Here is a 19,244-nt window from a genome sequence, read left to right on the forward strand (position 1 = left end):
CTGCTATGAGAAATACGATTCAATTTTTAGAAGACAGAGCAGCTTGGTTGCTTGTCTTGGGCTTGTTGCTATTAAGTGGAAACCTATTTGCTCAACAAGGCGGTCTCCTTCTCTACGAAGTAGGAACCCCAAATATTGGAAATGCGAATGCGGGGCAGGGAGCTGTTTCTCACGATGCCTCCACTGTATATTTCAACCCTGCAGCAATGACTGAAGTAGAAAATCAGGGATGGCTAATTGGAATACAAGCAATGATTCCCAGATTTAATTATCATTCAGAGACTTCAAGTTCTTCCGATGATAATGCGGGCGGTTTTACTCCTGCATTGGGAGTTTATTGGATGAAACACATAAATACACAGTGGTCCGTCGGTGCAACACTTAATTTCCCTATGGGATCAGCCTTAGATTACGGTACAGATTGGGATGGTAAATATTATTTAACAGAGGCAACCCTAGTTGTTGTTAATATTGCACCAGCAGTTGCATATAAATTAAACGATCAATGGAGTTTTGGATTTGGTCTGAACTTATATTTGGGAATGTTATCTGAAAAAATGATGATCCCAAGAGTAATATCTGGAAGTCAAGATGCAGATGCAGAAATGGACGGGACATCATTCAATGTAGGGTTTCAGCTTGGGGTTCATTACAGAATGAATGAAAAAACCACTCTAGGCTTAACCTATCGTTATAAGTCAGACATCGACTTTTCAGGAGATGCGGATGTAAATAACTTTAATAGAGGAGGAATAACTCAAACTTCCGTTCCATTTTCTACTGAAATGGTAATACCACATGGAATAAATCTTAGTTTAAGTCAATATATGGGCGATTTTGAACTATTATTTGATGTTGGATACACAAATTGGAAATCATTCGATTATCAACCAATTATTCTTCAAGAAGAGTACAGTGTTGAAATGAATAGAGATTGGCAAGATACATATAGAATTGGCATAGGCACAAACTACTTCATCAATGATCAATGGACTGCAAGAGCAGGTGTTTCATATGACACCTCTCCTGTTGAAGATCAATATAGAACACCAGACCTTCCATTATGTGAGATATGGCGTTTTGGTGTTGGTGGAACCAAAAAATTAGGAGAAAAGATGAACCTCTCTTTAAGCTATAATTTCATGTATGGTCCCGACAATAAAATTGATCAAACGTCACCAATACGTGGAGATCTTGTAGGAGAATATGACCCTACTAATGTGCATACGATTGCCATATCACTAGGCTTTTAATCTTCTTCAATAAGAACAAAAGATCCTTCATAATGATGAGGTCTCTTTTGTTCTTTTTATCTTATGTATAAATATTAAACAAAAAACCACGACAGAAATAAGAGGGTGCTCAATACTTCAAATTTAAATCAACAAAAGAGACACAACACTCTTTTTTATTGATTTATAAAAAACATTTCATAATATTTCTTGTTCCTAAAAGTGAAAATAAAAAGAGAAAACATGATCAAAACTTATATGCTATTATTGACTCTATTCTTCGCTATCGTAAAACCTAAATTAGCAATTTCACAAGAATCATTCTATGATTATGAAGTGGAAACAATCGATGGTGACATAATATCGATGTCTCAATTTAAAGGCAAGAAGATACTTATTGTGAATACTGCATCTAAATGCGGCTTTACGTCTCAATATAAACAACTACAAGACATTTATCTCAAATACAAAGATTTAGGATTTGTCATTATCGGTTTTCCTTGCAATGATTTTGGCAAACAAGAACCTGAAAAAGAAGACAAAATAAAGAGTTTCTGTAGTATTAACTATGGAGTCACTTTTCCGATGATGTCTAAGATACATGTAAAAGGAGACAATAAGTCCCCATTATACGAGTGGTTAACATCAAAAAAACTGAACAACGTAAAAAGTAGTAGCGTCAAATGGAATTTTCAGAAATATGCGATAAACAGAGATGGTACTTTACATGACTACTACTACCCCACTACGAAACCAGACAGTCAAAAAATAATTAAATGGATTGAAGGTCAGTAGATGATTTCATCGATTGACATACAGCAATAGAAATATCTAGGAATCAAAAAACTAGCATATCAATTAGAATACTTTTTTATCAATTCAACATGTCTTTGTAATTTACCTTTTAGGTTACAATTGATAATGATCAGTGATTTTGATTAGGTAACATGGTATATTAACATCAAGAAGTCAAAAAATAGCAATTCTAAAAAACTTTGGCTTTTGGCTTTTATTACCTTATTTTTGTGTTTCATTAAAATATTACTCTATGGATACCTATCAACTTGAACAACAAATTAAATCTTTTACAGACTTCGAAATACGAAAAGCCTTGGTTCTTCGTGATGGTTATGAACCCGCAGCTGTAGATATATTGATTCAGGTTGCAAAACAAAGAGGGATTATCAAAAAAGAAGAAGAAATTGACAATTGGGATACCTCAGAATTTGGAAGGAATAAAAAGTTTGGGGTTCTCTCACCTATTACCGACCACCAAGTGTTACATCGCCTCGTAAAGAGTATTCAAAGAATAATGCTTATCTTTACGGCAATTCCACTTATCTATGGAGGACAGTTAATCTATAATGGGGATCGTATATATGGCGTAATAAGTGTTATTGGAGCATTGGGTTGGTTAGGTTGTATTCTGATCAATAGAAAAGATCGCAGCAGTAATTCTCTTACTTTTCTACGCATACTTGCAATAGTGCTAGGTGCTTTTCTAGTGACACATTGGATTATAACCGCACCTTCGGAACCAATGAATATTATTGTTGCAATACTAACATTTCTGTTTCCAGTGCTATCAACCCATTACTTATATAGATTAAGTAAACAAGAAAAAGAAAATACAATTACTAAATAAAGTTTTACTATGTACGCAGAAATTCATACTGAAAAAGGAATGATGAAGGTGGAGTTTTATGAGAATGATGCTCCTAATACAGTTGCCAATTTTGTGAAACTGTCGAAGGATGGTTTTTATGATGGTTTGACTTTCCACCGTGTAATCCCTGATTTCGTTATCCAAGGTGGATGTCCTGACGGAAATGGAATGGGAGGACCTGGTTACAAAATCAATTGTGAATTGGATGGAGATAATCAATATCATGATCGCGGTGTACTATCTATGGCGCATGCTGGAAGAAACACAGGTGGTTCACAGTTCTTTGTCTGCCACAACAGAGAGAATACACAACATCTTGACCGTAACCACACCTGTTTTGGTCGTGTAGTCGAAGGATTGGATGTGATCGATGATATTCGTTCTGGTGACGAAATCGAAAAGATTGTAATCTTTGAATAATATTTATCTACGAAATAAAAGAGGGAGTGCTTAAATGCGACTCCCTCTTTTTGTATAAAAGATTTTTTCATGAAAGTACTTGTCTTCTATGTCAACTCTTTTGAATATACTCCAAACCAAAAGAGTCTTGATATCGCCCCCGACTGTCCTACAGCCACCACAATCATAAATGATGCAATTCTAGCATTTATACATGCAGAACCATCAGATCAAGATGAGAATCTAAAATCACGAGATAAGAAATTAGCCAACCATCTTAAATGGTGTTGTAGAAAAAATAACACCACCAATGTCATAATACACTCATTTGCACACCTTGCAGAGGCTAAAGCAGATTGGGAGTTTACTCAAAATCTATTGAATCAATGCGATATAAGATTAAAAAATGGTGGTTTTGTTACCCACCAAACCCCTTTTGGACATTTTCTTGACCTAAAGATTGATGCTCCAGGGCATTCACTCGCAAGGCTTTGGAAAACATTATAGTAAAAACATATGAACATATTTTCGTTTTTAGCTGTTCTTTCAATTGAAGGTTAAACTAAAATTGATATCAATGATGATAGCCAATCGAAAATATGTTCTCACAATACTACTTCTTACAATAGCTATAGTCATACCATCTATTGGTCAAGCACAAGAAAAAGTAAAGAAAAGTAGTAAATTTCAAAAACAGACTTTTAATGCCCTAGAGGAACGGTCGAAGATGAAGTACAGACTTATCCCACTCCCTTCATACGATCCAGCAACCAAATTTGGAGTTTCTGTCGCGAATATGTTTACATATTATCCAGATAAAACAGATACAATATCTCCACCAACAACCACGGCCCTTTATGTGATGGGAACTACCAATGGATCGTGGCTAGTTGGAGCCAAACAAACGACATTCCTAAAACATGATTCTTGGAGAGCAAATTTAGCATTTGGGGCTGGAGGAATCAATCAAATTATGAATTTAGGCCAACTAGGAGATGCGGATGCTAAAAAAAGCCTTTTAGCAATGAATTTAGACATCCAACGTAAAGTATGGCAGAAATTATTTCTTGGACTACGTTATAACTATCGTAATATAAGCATATCAGGAAGAGACGACGAATCAGAACAGATTCTAGAACAAGCTGATTTTACAGGTAGAACCATCACCCATGGTATTGGTCTTCTCGGAACAGCAGACTATCGAGACAATATCTTTTTTCCTTATCATGGATTCTATGTGAAATACTACGGGTTGAATTATTTTCCAAATACGAAGGGGAAAGGGGCCAATCATCTCTTTGCAAATATTATTGATTATGCCCACTTCTTCTCTTTAAATGACGAAAACAGTTCTATTTTAGCATATCATATTGTAGGGAATTTTCTATCTGGTGATGCAACACCAGAGAATTTTTCTATGTATGGACACAGCCGTGGAGGTGGTCTACAACGAGGTTATGCAGCAGGTTCATATATAGATAAGAACTTAGTCAGTTTGGATGTAGAATGGAGAAAGCGTACTGGACTATTTAAGAATAGATTTGGATATACCATTTTTACTGGTGTAGGGAAAGTATATGGCTACTATAACAGCTTTAACAAAGCCGATTGGCTACCAACAATTGGAGCAGGTGCAAGATATATGATATTGCCATATGAACGTTTAAATATTCGTTTTGATACGACCTATTCAAAAGATGGATTCGGTTTCTATTTTGGGATTAGAGAAGCCTTCTAATATTATCAAACAACGATGTAATATAGAGCGAAGTCTATCTTAATTACATCGTTGTTTTATTTCACCAAAAGCATAAAAAAGATATTGGAAAGAATCAAATTGAATTCATTAAAACACAAAAATCTGAACATGCTACATTCACTTCACTGAATAAAGTTGATTTAGATCGTTATGCATCTTTTAGAGTCCAGATACAACGACACAGAGAATATATGTTTTCATGATAAGTCTCATGGTCAATAAACTTTAAACAATACCCTTCATCCCTTATTGTTAGAACGATATCGTTTAAATCATTCGTAATGCCTATATGACATCTTTTAAGGGCTTGTGTAACCAACAAATAAGCCTCCTTGTTATTTGTATTATTCTGAACAGAGACAAAAAGCGAAGAATCATGTACAGATACAAAATCACCTTGTTCAATATCAAAAACAATCTTATCACTTTTAAATAATGAGTCAATATCTTTAGTCTTCATAAGATCTTCAGGAGCTCCTTGTACGCAAAGTTCTGAGGTCACCAACCATAACTTGTCCACTTCATGCGTTGCAATATTAAAATCATGAGTAGAAAATATTACAATCTTATGCATCTTACGAGCGAGGGATTTTAAGAGATAAATGATCTCATATTTATTAGGAAGATCTAAAAAAGCTGTTGGTTCATCCAAAATTAAGATCTCCGTATCTTGAGCTAATGCTCTAGCAATCATAACACGTTGTTTCTCTCCATCACTTAATGTAGAAATTTCACGGTCACGAAAGTTCCAAACTCCCACTTGTTTCATGGATTGTTCGACCATTACGACATCCTCTTTTCGTAATCGCCCCATCCATCCGGTATATGGGAACCTCCCAAGACTTACAATATCATACACGCTCATATTAGGGGCCATAATACGATCAGTAGAGACATAACTCACCTTCGTCGACCAATCTTGTTTAGAATAAGCATCAATTAGATAATTATTGTATCTAACCTCTCCCTCTAATAGAGGTTGTATCCCAACAATTGTTCTGAGTAGAGTACTTTTGCCGACACCATTACTTCCTAACAATGCAATAATGTCTCCTTGTTCTGCTTCAAGAGAGATAGCACTTTTTACCTTTTTTTTATCACCAGATTCGACATATCCAACGGTAGCATTTAAGATCTCTAACTTCATTGACAATGGATTAATTGATTATCTTTTTTTTCAAAATCACCCATAAAACAATAGGAATACCAAGAAGTGACATTACTGAGTTTATTGGGAGAACCATACTAAAACCAGGAACTTGTGATATAATATCTCCAGCGACTAAAAAAACAGCACCCAAAATCATCGATGCAGGAATCAGAATTCGATGGCTTGCAGTTGAAAGAATCATTCTAGATATATGTGGAATTACCACACCAATAAATCCAATAGGCCCACAAAATGCTGTCACCGTACCTGCAATCATTGTAGTAGACAAAAAGATCACAGCTCGAGTCAATTTAAGATTCACACCCAAACTAAGAGCATATCGCTCACCGAGCATAAATGCATCCAATCGTTTGCTCATCAAAAACGAAAGAAAAACCCCAAAGAAAGAGACTGCTGCCATTACCATCAACTGGGTATTTGTCACAGATCCGATACTTCCCATTGTCCAAACGACAAAAGACTTTAATGCAGCCTCACTCCCAAAATATTGAAGTAAATTTACGATGGAGGTAGTAACTCCAGAAAATAGTATTCCTAGAACTAAAATAGTCATAATATCTCGCACTTTTGACGAGAGATATAAGATAAAAAGTAGAACCCCTCCAGAACCAATCCATGCCGCCAAGGCTAAAGACCAACTTCCCCAAGCACTGCCCATAAAAGAGAAATAGGTACTTCCCACCCCAAGAATTAAGAAAGCGACTCCTAGACTTGCACCACTACTCACCCCGAGAATATAGGGTCCTGCAAGAGGGTTACGAAAAAGCGTCTGCATCTGAAGACCAGCAACCGCAAGTGTGGATCCAACAATACATGCAGCCCATAACCTTGGGACACGTATATCCCAGACAATGTCATTCAATATCGGGTTGGATGTTTTTCCACCAGTAACAATCACAGCAAGATCACTCCATGTTATTTCTGCACTACCAATATAGAGATCTAGTAATAATACCAATACTAGAAACAGAGATGAAAAAATAAAAAAAAGAATATATCGTCGATTTGATTTCAAAATATCTAATTTATTTTTTGATAAAAATAGAACAAGTGTTCAGGAAGCAATTCTGGATGAAAAATAGCAATCATGTCTTTTAAAACTAACTCTGGATTAACCACACCACTTTCCCAATAGTCATTCCCACCATCAGGACTCATACGAAGGTTGTTATTATAGATATGATTCTCTTTAAACGGACGAAACTTCTGAAAACGTGGATCGCTCTCTACAATCTGTTTTTTAGAACTCATAACCCCACAATCAATCCAAAAGTCCGCTTTATTCGATTTCAGATACACCTCTTCAAACGAGACAACAAAAGCTTTATTCACCTTTTTATCATCCCAAAGATAATTGGCACCTGCATCTCTAATCAGTTGAGCCAATAATGTTCTACCGCCAGCCAGCCACCATGCATCTTTGTATGGAAAACCAGTCAACACAGATGGTTTCTTAAGATTTGAACTTTTCACTTGCTCTACTAACTTGGTATAAGCAATCTCTTTCTTATTGAAGATTGCATCTGCAAGATCTTGTTTATCAAACAAAAATCCAAAAACCTTAATCCATTCAAGTTTACCTAGAGGATGTAATTCATTATACTCACCAATCACCACCACTGGAATATGGAATTTTTGGAACCTCTCATAGAGATCCATCACTTCACTTCCTACGCCATAAGCTAGAATTACATCTGGTTTCAATGATAAAATCAGCTCCTCATTCAACGTATTATCGTATCCAACATCTTGTAGATCTCCATTTTTAATTCGTTCTAATAAGGCAGGATCATTTACATAATTGGCACCAGAAATCCCCACAAGATGATCTAAAATACCTAGTTCGCGGAGGAAACCAATATGAGTCGTAGAGAAAGAGACGATTCGTTTCATCTGTTTTGGTAAAGCGATCGACATCACTCCTTCTTTACGAATATTTGAAGTATTTTTCTTAGTATATGAAAGGTGAATATTAGCACCTTGCCATGGAGAAGTGATCTCCAAAACTTCTTTTTCATAATCAATCAGAAACCCCTTAGCAAAGCGATTGTGCTTTGTGTGATCCTCTTTTGTTTTACTTTTTGGGACACAACCCACTAATAATAAAACAATTGCTAAGAAACTAAAAAATTTATACATGAATCAACTTAAATTATTACATCCATTGCCAAAGATATTGGCTTTAGTTGAAATAATCACATTAATAAGAGATAAATTTACCTTTATAATGGACTCCATTCTTCTCTATAGAGTAAAAATAAACCCCATGCCTTGACACTTGAATGGTTAAATGATTATCACCTATAGAGATAGAAAGATTTTGTGTTAAGATTTTATTCCCTAAGATGTCATAAACCTTAAAATCTACATCTCCTAGATTCTTTGAACTTCGAACACAGTACTTTCCTGAACTTGATTTTCCTAATGAAAACACCCTCACTTCATTATTATCGCTGTTTACACGAACTGAACTACTTCCTTTATTATAAGAAACTAATTCTCCTATAAAGAATGCTCCAGATCGACTCATCGGATATGAATTCATCGGAATCATGACACCATTCGAAACATAATATGCAGTATTCGTAATATTATCACTGAAATATGGAATATAGTCTTGTCTCCATGATTTACCTTCAAGAGAAACCGATATAATATGGTCTTTTGAAACTTTAAGAGGACTAGCTAAACCAATTATTTCTAATTTGTTGAATGTTAATTTTTCTGCCGACAATGAATATTGTGCTATTGGGGTTAAAGTACCAGCATTGATATCAGACATATTATACACTCTAAAAACAACATTGTCTTCTTTATAACCCTCATAATTAGCTTTGATATACATGGTAACAGAGATTTTTTCTATCATCACATCCTGATCATAAGTAAACCGTTCACAAATTGCAGAGATAGAAATACTTTCATTGATGTCTGATTTAGCATTACCTTCTCTACTTACATTTAGATTCAACTCATACATATTATCTGAATCTTTATTCGGATCATAACCCTCCATTTTACGTATATCTTCATTCCCTACTAACCAATATTTAAGCTGTTTACTTCTTTCATTATAATGGTCGAAGGTATAATATAGGCTTGAATAATAATCATCATACGGATTACCACACTTAGATACTCCTCCTATCAGAGAACCAATTATTTTTTTATCATCAAATAGTGCCGAACCCGAAGAACCACCCTCTGTTGTTCCTAGATTCCATTTCTTAATATGGACCGAACTATTTGCAACTATTCCTTGCCCGTAGTTCCCAAAAGTAGGGGCTTCATGACTTATAGAGTATTTCTTAACATCTCCAGAAGGATGATGGATACCAACCACATCAGGAGTAAACATTCCTGTAGCATCCCAGCCAGCATAATAAGCGTTATTCGAAGGAGAAAGTTTCGTATTCATCTCAACCAAACAAAAGTCTAAATCTTCAGCCGTAGCCTTAACGGTCCCTCCATATACAAGATCATAATGAGGACCATCAAAGCCACTACATCTATATGATTCATAATTAAAATGGTAATAAGTATTCCTTGCAGTTGCATCTGATGAGATACAATGATTTGCTGTCAAAACATAAGGAGGCTTTTCCCCACCCTTACTATTAATCAGTGTCCCTGTACAAACATATTCCCCTGAAATAAGCAATCGACACACACTTCTTTTTAGGAGTTGATACTCCTCATTGTCGGTACAGTTAATATCCACTTGACAGGATCCAGAAACTTTAAATTGTTTCTCTTGAAATGCATTGTCATCAAATTCAGCAAGATTTCTAAATCCATGTTTTACACTTCCTAATTGAATGTGACACGTCTCCACTCCTAAGTCACTTGGAACATCTAATTCTACGAACAAAGTATCTCCTTTATAAAGACAAGATTGAAATCCCCCCATAGAGTTCTCCATACCATTCTGAACAGGATGAAATGTATTCGTTTTATTACCATAAACAAAAAGATGCATGCCCGAGTTAATCTGCATCTTTGAAAACTGCATGCTCAGAAACAAGGCATCTTTGGATGCAATTTTCATTAAATAAGCACAACTTTTATCTTCGTAATCAATCTTTGTTGCTTTTCTAATAAAATTCAAATTAAGCGAGTAAGGAAAAGCTATTTGCAAACGTTTACTCTTCTCCACCGGAAACATCTCTCTCAGATCATGATTATTAAAAAGAGGCAAAGTTACAGTAAACACTTGTTGATTGGATCGATTCAAAACCATCTTATACTTAGTATAAGGTTTAGGAGTATTGTCTGCCATATTATTTCCGTACAAGAAAAACACAGAAATCATAAAGACTAATAGGAAGTAGACTTTCTTCATAGGACTATTTTAAGAGTTATCTACTTAAATGCACACAATAACATTCTCATAAACACGAATATAATTCATACCTAGGGATGAAACTTCTTTGAGTCTATGAAAAAGCAAAAAACACAATATTACACGAAGGACTAGTGTTTATCATTGATATTAATCGACATAAAAACAGATATTGTTTTGAATAAAAACATCCTAGCTAAGAAGATTGTTTATTTCTCAAAAATTATCTCACATAAAACACACTCACTTACAATCTCATATTAATTTCCTTATTATTAATAACGAAGATGGTAAAAGAACACTTATAAGCAAAGTCTAAAACATCACCATTTTACCTTTAAAATTAAGGTGTTCATTTCGAAGACTAAAGAGATATATTCCAGAAGGAAGATCATCGATCACCAAGGAAGTCTCTCCAGAAGAGATTAGAAGCTGTTTCACCTCTAACTTGTTACCCAGTATATCATATATTGATAAAGTTGCAAGTCCATAATCATTCTGACTTTGTATGCGATAGTGACCTGGGAGATTTTGTCCTTCAGGGAAAATTTTGATCGCAATAGAATCCTGTATTTGAATTGCAGTCTTCATTTTATTTGGATGACTTATAATCTCTCCAATAAAAAAAGAAGAAGCACAATGAACAGGGCTTGCACTCATTGGAAAAAACTCCTCTCCTAACTTAAAATATGCAGTATTTTCAGTTTCTTTCTTTTGCGCACTGTAATATAATGAAAGATAATCTTGCCAATTCTCTCCTTCTATAGAAAGAACGACCATATGGTCTTTATCCATTTTCAAAGGAGACGGTAATTTAATTATCATAGACTTATCCTTTTGAACAAGACTTGCCAAGAAACTAAAGTTACGTACAGGATGAAATAGATCATTCATATTATAGAAAGTGGCAACAATTCGATGATCAGAGAGTTTACTAAACTCACTTCCAACAAAAAAATTAAGGGATAGATAATGAACCGAAACAGGAGTACTATATTGAAACCGTTCCCCGACAGCTTCAACAGGCCTAAGGTCTCCATAATCATGACGATAATCACCAAAAGGATCTATATTAAGATTCAGTTCGGAAATCGTGTTTGCATCCTCTTGAGGATCATAACCCTCCATCGATCTTATATCTGCTCCATTAGACAACCAATACTTAAGCTGCATATTTTTTTCAGGGAAATGGTCATAAGTATAAAAAAGACTAGTATAATAATCATAATTAGGCGACACACAAGTTGCAGCACCTCCAATCAAAGAACCTATTACTTTCTTATTATCAAAAAGAGCACCTCCTGAAGAACCACCCTCAGTAACCCCAAGGTTCCACTTCTTAATTAAGATAGAACTGTTCTGAACAGTCTTATCGTCAAACTGAGAAAAAGATGGAGTGGCTTGACTTACACTCAATTTCTTCACATCTCCCTTAGGGTGATGAATAGCATATACCATATCAGTCAAGTTACCTGTTGCATCCCATCCTGCATAATATGGCTCAGTAAAAGGAGAAGGATTGCCATTCATCTCGACTAAAGAAAAATCTAAGTCGATGGAAGTAGAACGTAGAAGGGAACCTCTAATAAGGTTGTAAGTAGGCCCCTCTAAACCGTTACAAGTATAAGATTCATAATTGAAGTGAAAGATTGCATTTGCAGCTTCAGTCTCATCTTGAATACAATGATTTGCAGTTAAGACATATGGTGGTTTCTCAACACCACGACTATTCATTAGAGTTCCTGTACAAACATGTGATCCTGAAATAAACACTCGACATACACTTCGTTTTAATAGCTGGTACTCTGAATTAGAAGAGCAGTTAATATCCACCTCACAAGACTCAGAATCTCCAAAACTCTTTCTTCTTGTCTCTGCCGGCTTTATATCACCAAAAGGTCGAAATCCATGATTTACATTCTCGATTATAAGTTCTGCGTTAAGTTCTTTAATATCATTGGGAACGTCAAGTTCAACAAACAAAGTATCTCCTCGATAAATATCTGATTGAAAACCGCCCAAAGCATTGTCCATTCCTGATTGTATCGGATAATAAGAAGTAGTTTTATTACCATAAACAAAAAGAGTTGCCCCTGATGGGATTTTCATCTTGGAAAAATTCAGACTCATAAAAAGCGCATCTTTAGAGACAAACTTTAAAATATAAACTCTTGAGTGGTTGTCAAAATCAACTTTCGTTGCATGAGAAAGAAAGTCGATATTTACATAATTGGGAAATGCAACCTGTAGTCTGCTCCCTTTCTCTTCAGGAAACTTTTCTAGCAGTCGCTCATTATTTCTTTCAGGCAAAGAATACACTTGAATATCATCAGCTAATGAATGCTTCAAATACGGAATATTATTTGCTTGCACCTCAAAAAGACAGACCAAAACAAATATTAAGCTACTGAAAAGAGAGATAAAAAAAAACTTCATACAACAAATATCATTTTCAACATAGAAATTATAAATACAAGATAGTACTCTTAATGATAATAAAAGCAACATTTAAGGACATGATTGCTTAATTTTAGTTAATCCATATAAATCCTAGAGATAAAATAAATACCCCATTCAAATCAATGTGGATAAATTTCACTGAATCATCCACGACCTTAATAAAGGACTATAGGGGATCTGACACCACTTCAAAAAAGACTATCCTAAACATCTATCTTTCAAAATTTATTCAATCGAAGAGAAGATCTTCACCTTGACATTCCTGCCTCTTGACATTAAGAAAACGAATTAGGCTAGGTCTATTATGGGAGGAGATTCAGGAAATAGACGAAGTAACATAAAATGGTTTCATCAAATAAAAACTATTTATTTGAGGCCACGAACGATCAAAATTTGAATCCGTCAACACATAAAGTAAAAAGACACATATAAAAAAAGGGTTCTATCCACAAGATAAAACCCTTTAATAATATCATTTAAAAAGAACTACTTCTGCAAATAGGTATCCATTGATTCAGCAGCTTTACGACCATCACCCATAGCAAGGATCACTGTTGCACCACCACGAACAATATCACCACCAGCGAAAACCTCTTTCACATCAGACTGCATATTATCTTCTCCAACAATAACAGTTCCCCATTTAGAAGTTCGTATAGATGGCAAACAAGAAGGAATAAGAGGATTTGGAGATACACCAACAGAGACAATTACAAGATCGATATCTATCACTTCAAATTTACCTTCAATAGGAATAGGTTTACGACGTCCACTTTCGTCTGCTTCACCAAGTTCCATGACTTGAAGTTTCATCGATTTTACTCGACCATTTTCGTCACCGAAATATGCCACAGGGTTATGAAGACACATAAACTCAACGCCCTCTTCAATAGCATGGTTCACCTCTTCCACACGAGCAGGAATCTCTTCCATCGAACGGCGATATACAATCATTGCTTTTTCTGCACCAAGTCTTTTCGCAGTACGTACAGAGTCCATTGCAGTATTTCCTCCACCAATGATAGCAACTCTTTTGCCTCTTAAAACTGGAGTTTCAGAATTATCCTGATATGCACCCATCAAATTCACTCGAGTCAAGTATTCATTTGCAGAAAAGACCCCATTAAGATTCTCTCCAGGAATATTCATAAAACGAGGTAATCCTGCCCCACTACCGACGAAGAAGGCCTCGAATCCCTGCTCTCTCAGGTCATCAAAAGAAGCTGTTCTTCCAACCACAAAGTTCGTTTCAAAACGAACTCCAAGTTTACGAAGATTGTCGATCTCATGCTCAACAATATCATTTGGAAGACGAAACTCAGGAATACCATATTTTAAAACACCACCTATCTCATGTAATGCTTCAAAAACGGTAACCTCATACCCTCTTTTAATCATGTCACCAGCAAAAGATAACGATGCAGGTCCAGAACCTACAGCGGCCACTTTATGTCCATTTTTCTTTATGGATGGCAACGTAATTTGATCTGCATGATCGCGAGCATAATCAGCAGCAAAACGTTCTAAGTAACCAATCGCTACTGCAGGCTTTTTCATTTTTAAAGTATAGAAACAGTTCGCTTCACACTGTTTCTCCTGAGGACATACTCGACCACATACAGCAGGCAAAGCACTTTTATCTTTTAACGTAGCCGAAGCCTCAATAAAATCACCTTTTTCTACCTCCTTAACAAATTTAGGAATATTGATTCCAACAGGACAACCAGAAATACAAGTAGGATTTGCACAGTCCATACAACGTATTGCCTCTTTCTGTGCAGCTTCCATCGAAAGGCCACAATTGACCTCTACTTCTTGATGTAGAACTCTGACACTAGGGGCAACCTCTGGCATTATGACTCTTTCTAAAGAGACACGATCTTTATTTTTATATTTTTTACGAAGCGCTTCTCTCCACGCTTCTGATCTATCTAACAACATGGGCTTAATTAAATTGAAATTGGGGATTAATCAACAGGGACTTTTTCCTCTTTGACATAGCTTTTAAGACGCATCATCATCTCATCAAAATCCACTTGGTGGGCGTCAAATTCTGGGCCATCAACACATGTAAACTTAGTTTTACCCCCTACTGTAACTCGACAAGCACCACACATTCCTGTCCCATCAACCATCATAGCATTTAAGCTTGCTTGAGTTGGAATATCATACTCTTTAGTGAGTTTTGCAGCAAATTTCATCATGATTGCAGGACCAATAACAATAGTTTCATCCACTTTCTCACGATCCAAGACACGCTTCATACCTTCAGTAATCAGCCCTTTTTGTCCTAAAGAACCGTCATCGGTCATAATAATTAATTCATCAGACCATTTCTCCATCTCTTCACGTAAGATAACAAGTTCTTCTGATCTTGCAGCAATAACTGAAACGACACGGTTCCCTGCCCTTTTAAAACCTTCTACAATCGGTAAAAGAGGAGCTACTCCAACACCACCACCACATGCTAAAACCGTACCAACATTATGGATATCAGTAGGGCGTCCTAGTGGACCAACTAAATCAGTTATGTAATCACCAATTTCTAAATCGGCTAATTTCTTAGAACTTGCACCAACAATCTGAGCAACAATGCGAATAGTACCTTTATCAATATCAGCACCAGCAATAGTTAGAGGGATTCTCTCCCCTTTTTCTCCGACACGGAGGATTATGAAGTTACCAGGTTTTCTTGATTTGGCAATCAGGGGGGCTTCAATTTCAAAAGCAACCACTTTTTCCGAGAAAAATTCTTTGCCTATAATTTTATTCATTCTCTTTTTTCGTTAAATTATGGTCTATTTTTAACGTATGAAATAGGCCATGTTTTACTCAAACAATATTGCAAAAATAACATTTAAATAAACAGGATTAGATAACAACCCTTCATGGAATAATTCTAAATTATGAGATGATCATCATTATAGTTTTAAACAAAACCACCCCATTTAATGATAAGTTCGTATTATAAAGCAATGAAATCACACGAAACATTGGTAATCTCCTATTCTCATTCAATAAGAGAGAGACTCAGTTCGCAAGTATCAATAAAGTTAAATAGAGAAATGGACTATCTCACATACTCTCATTAGAATACAGCTCATTATAAATATCTAAAGTAAAACATCTACTCAAAGATTGTGCGAATATAGATTGTATCTTCAAGAAGAAAAACGACCAATCGAAATCATAAAGAGAACCTTCTAGGGACATCCATAGTCATATAATTTTAGGTCATATATCTTTTTTTAGGTAGTTTTGTAGAAAGCATATACCATAAAATGAAACACAACAAACAAACAAATATGAGCACTAGATGTCCTTAGAGACCTCCATCAATTAGTCCTTTCAATTTCGCTTTCTTCTCTAAAACACATACAACAGAGCATAAACCAGAACCTCAACCTGTAATAATTAAAACTTAATAACATTATCGCTTGTTATTTTAACAGTTGCATAAATAAAACGGCACTACATTTGTTTAGCAAAATAGAGAAACATGATTAATGATATCACTACAATGATTAAAAAAGGAATAACAAAGCAATCGATTCTTTATCTATCTTTTTTTGGATTTATTCTTTTTTCAAATATCCTCCGTGCACAACCGAGCGAGAATATTCCGACCTCTTTGCAGGAGTCTTTTCAGAAATATGAGACACTAAAAAAGAATAATCCTTACCAGGCGGTGAGCATGATGAAGGAAGCAGCCAACCTCGATATAATTCAAAATAACAATAAAGTAAAGTCATCAATCTATAATCGTATAGGAAACATATATCTTGAATTAAAGATATATCCTCTTGCAATGGATGCATACTTTGAATCACTAAAATATATCAATCTTGCGAAAGATGAAAATGGAAAAGCCTACTGCTTAAATGATATTGGAAATGTATACTATGCATTAAACAATTTTCAGCTACCTCAGAAATACTACCAACAGTCTCTTGAAATTTTTGAGAAGCTAAAAGATAATTATGGAATAGCAGTGGCCTGCAATAACCTTGGGATGGTTGCTTTAAAAACACAGAAATACGAGAAAGCACTATCATTCTATAAAAGAGCATTAGTCATTAGAAAACAAAATAATAACCTAGGATTAATCGGCCACTCTAAACTTCTTATTGCCCAAGTATTCCTAGAACAAGGATATTTCGAAAAGGCAATTAACTATATGAAAGAAGCTCGACAAATGTATGCTAGAGACAGAGAGCCTGAAAATGTAGCAACAGCTGATTTTCAACTGGGTAAAGCCTATTTTTTATATAAGAAATATCCAGAGTCTTTACACTTCTATGAAAGTGCACTAAATCTTTACACATTAAAACAGCAGCATTTAGAAGTTGGAAATACAACATTAGAGATCGCGGCCTGTTATGAGAATCTTGATAAATATAAGCAAGCGGAGGAGAGTGCTCAAAGAGCCAATATCCTTTTTGAAAGTTACAAACTTAAAAGTCGTAAACTTGATGCAATTCTATTTCTTTCAAAATTATATTTAAAACAAAACAGATACAAAGAAGCAGCTAAATATCAAACGGAATATATTAACCTCGAAAAGTTAATAGAGACAGAAAACAGCCGTTCAGAATTCTCGAAGCTACTCTATAGTATTGATGCATTCAAAGAGACTCAGGAGATCAAACAACTACGTGTAATTAATAGTCAACAAACATTGCGTACTCGACTTCTATTAGTTCTATTTCTTATATCTATTTTATTCATCATCTATTTCATTATCTCTTTTAATCAAAAGAGAAAACAACAGCAACTGATGAATAACAAGACCAAAGAGATTGCCTCTCTAGAGTTATACAAGAAAGAACAAGAGAATGAACGATTAAATAGAGAGTTGAATTTTAGAAATAATGAGCTTGCATCCAAAGCAATATCCATGGTGAAGACCAATGAATTTATTGATGAAATCATTAAGCTTCTTCAACAACTCATCATCCCTAAAACAGCCCAGAAGAGTATTAATCAGATCATAGACAAACTAAACTTCTTTAAGAAAGACGATGGATGGAAAGAGTTTGAAGTTCGTTTTGAAAAAGTTCATAGTGATTTCTATCGCAATATCGAAAAAAGTCATCCCAATCTCACACCAAACGAACGTAAAATATGTGCTTTCTTACGTTTAAATATGACGACCAAAGAGATTAGTGCTCTGACTTATAAGAGTGCTAAAAGCATTGACGTTGCAAGATCTCGTTTACGTAAGAAGATGGATCTGCCCCGTGATGAAAACTTAATTACATATTTATCGCAGTTTTAATTTTTATACTACTTTTAGAAACGCAAAGCTTATGAAAAGTTTTGCGTTTTTAATTAAAGCTTATGAAACAAATAGCACTCATTTCTGATAGCCATGGGAAATTAGATAATCTGGCAATAAAACACCTAGCTGATGTAGATGAAATATGGCATGCTGGTGATATTGGGGGGTTACCAGTAGTGGACCAAATTCAACAAATAGCTCCTCTACGGGCAGTATATGGAAATATCGACGACCACCAAGTAAGGGCTACCACAAAAGAATTTCAAATCTTCGAAGTGGAAGGAATCAAAGTAGTGATGACACACATAGGCGGCTATCCCAAAAGATACTATAAAGGTATTGGTCCTCTACTCACAAAAGAGAAACCAAATCTATTTATCTCAGGACACTCCCATATATTGAAAGTAATACCCGACACTTCAAAGGGGCTTCTTCATATGAACCCAGGAGCAATTGGCAAACATGGATTTCATAAAATTCGTACTTTACTTAAATTTGACATTGATAATGGAGAAATAAAGAACCTACGTGTTATTGAATTAGGACCAAGAGGAAAATTGGTAGAATAACTCTCTTTACATCTTTGTTGGAGTCATCTTTGGGATTGGATATTAATCCTTGTGATTTGAAACGATAGGTTCTCTCAAAAATAAAAGGCAAGGGGTATAACAACAACCAGAGAACTGTTTTGATCTTTGAAAAAATAATGTAGCACACAAAAACGAATTACTAATTCACTTTAGAACAAGAGAAAATAGAGGTCCGCATTGAGAGACCACTCTTAAGAACATTACAGAAATATATCCAAAGCATCATTTTTTAATAAAACACATCCCATTCATCATGATTGACCTACTTCACACGAGTTTTTACTATGATAGAATGAAAATATTTAGACAGACAGATAGCCAATAATACTATTTAAGAAACAACC

At 35.2% G+C, this 19,244-nt stretch carries 15 protein-coding genes; 8 read left to right on the forward strand and 7 right to left on the reverse strand.

Annotated features, from left to right (window positions below; all coding sequences use genetic code 11):
• Positions 1 to 5: 5 nt before the first annotated feature.
• The 6 genes from K4L44_07875 (at position 6) to K4L44_07900 (ending at position 5,035) form a co-directional block, all read left to right on the forward strand.
• On the forward strand, positions 6 to 1,253 hold the full coding sequence (locus K4L44_07875; protein ID QZE15741.1) for an outer membrane protein transport protein: 1,248 nt from the start codon (positions 6 to 8) through the stop codon (positions 1,251 to 1,253).
• Positions 1,254 to 1,490: 237 nt separating this feature from the next.
• Positions 1,491 to 2,027, forward strand: a complete 537-nt coding sequence (locus K4L44_07880) for a glutathione peroxidase (protein QZE15974.1) — start codon at positions 1,491 to 1,493, stop codon at positions 2,025 to 2,027.
• Positions 2,028 to 2,280: 253 nt separating this feature from the next.
• Positions 2,281 to 2,877 (forward strand): hypothetical protein, encoded by a 597-nt coding sequence (locus tag K4L44_07885; GenBank protein ID QZE15742.1) that lies wholly within the window; start codon positions 2,281 to 2,283, stop codon positions 2,875 to 2,877.
• Between the two features lie 9 nt (positions 2,878 to 2,886).
• Positions 2,887 to 3,318, forward strand: coding sequence for a peptidylprolyl isomerase (locus K4L44_07890; GenBank protein ID QZE15743.1), 432 nt, complete (start codon positions 2,887 to 2,889; stop codon positions 3,316 to 3,318).
• Between the two features lie 69 nt (positions 3,319 to 3,387).
• The gene (locus tag K4L44_07895) at positions 3,388 to 3,804 is read left to right on the forward strand and encodes a threonyl-tRNA synthetase editing domain-containing protein (protein QZE15744.1); all 417 of its coding nucleotides are present in this window, start codon (positions 3,388 to 3,390) and stop codon (positions 3,802 to 3,804) included.
• A gap of 70 nt (positions 3,805 to 3,874) precedes the next feature.
• Positions 3,875 to 5,035 carry an outer membrane protein assembly factor gene (locus K4L44_07900; protein QZE15745.1) on the forward strand — a complete coding sequence of 387 codons (1,161 nt, stop codon included), beginning with the start codon at positions 3,875 to 3,877 and terminating at the stop codon, positions 5,033 to 5,035.
• 169 nt (positions 5,036 to 5,204) lie between these two features.
• Here K4L44_07900 and K4L44_07905 read toward each other — a convergent pair whose 3' ends face one another.
• The 7 genes from K4L44_07905 to K4L44_07935 all read right to left on the reverse strand — a co-directional run bounded on the left by K4L44_07905 (position 5,205) and on the right by K4L44_07935 (position 15,803).
• Positions 5,205 to 6,203, reverse strand: coding sequence for an ABC transporter ATP-binding protein (locus K4L44_07905; GenBank protein ID QZE15746.1), 999 nt, complete (start codon positions 6,201 to 6,203; stop codon positions 5,205 to 5,207).
• A gap of 10 nt (positions 6,204 to 6,213) precedes the next feature.
• On the reverse strand, positions 6,214 to 7,242 hold the full coding sequence (locus K4L44_07910) for an iron ABC transporter permease (GenBank protein ID QZE15747.1): 1,029 nt from the start codon (positions 7,240 to 7,242) through the stop codon (positions 6,214 to 6,216).
• Positions 7,243 to 7,247: 5 nt separating this feature from the next.
• Entirely contained in the window at positions 7,248 to 8,366 is a 1,119-nt protein-coding gene (locus tag K4L44_07915) for an ABC transporter substrate-binding protein (GenBank protein ID QZE15748.1), read from the reverse strand.
• Positions 8,367 to 8,427: 61 nt separating this feature from the next.
• Positions 8,428 to 10,569 (reverse strand): trypsin-like serine protease, encoded by a 2,142-nt coding sequence (locus K4L44_07920; protein ID QZE15749.1) that lies wholly within the window; start codon positions 10,567 to 10,569, stop codon positions 8,428 to 8,430.
• A gap of 315 nt (positions 10,570 to 10,884) precedes the next feature.
• On the reverse strand, positions 10,885 to 13,005 hold the full coding sequence (locus tag K4L44_07925; GenBank protein QZE15750.1) for a trypsin-like peptidase domain-containing protein: 2,121 nt from the start codon (positions 13,003 to 13,005) through the stop codon (positions 10,885 to 10,887).
• A gap of 510 nt (positions 13,006 to 13,515) precedes the next feature.
• The gene (gene gltA / locus K4L44_07930) at positions 13,516 to 14,970 is read right to left on the reverse strand and encodes an NADPH-dependent glutamate synthase (protein ID QZE15751.1); all 1,455 of its coding nucleotides are present in this window, start codon (positions 14,968 to 14,970) and stop codon (positions 13,516 to 13,518) included.
• Between the two features lie 26 nt (positions 14,971 to 14,996).
• A complete protein-coding gene (locus K4L44_07935) occupies positions 14,997 to 15,803 on the reverse strand; it encodes a sulfide/dihydroorotate dehydrogenase-like FAD/NAD-binding protein (protein ID QZE15752.1) in 807 nt (268 codons plus the stop codon).
• Positions 15,804 to 16,528: 725 nt separating this feature from the next.
• Here K4L44_07935 and K4L44_07940 point away from each other — a divergent pair.
• Together K4L44_07940 and K4L44_07945 are read left to right on the forward strand one after the other, a co-directional pair.
• Positions 16,529 to 18,307, forward strand: coding sequence for a tetratricopeptide repeat protein (locus K4L44_07940; protein ID QZE15753.1), 1,779 nt, complete (start codon positions 16,529 to 16,531; stop codon positions 18,305 to 18,307).
• A 62-nt stretch (positions 18,308 to 18,369) separates the two neighbouring features.
• Entirely contained in the window at positions 18,370 to 18,879 is a 510-nt protein-coding gene (locus tag K4L44_07945; protein QZE15754.1) for a metallophosphatase family protein, read from the forward strand.
• The last annotated feature ends 365 nt before the right edge of the window (positions 18,880 to 19,244 follow it).

It is taken from the genome of Prolixibacteraceae bacterium (assembly GCA_019720755.1).
Taxonomy (GTDB): Bacteria; Bacteroidota; Bacteroidia; order Bacteroidales; family Prolixibacteraceae; genus Halosquirtibacter; species Halosquirtibacter laminarini.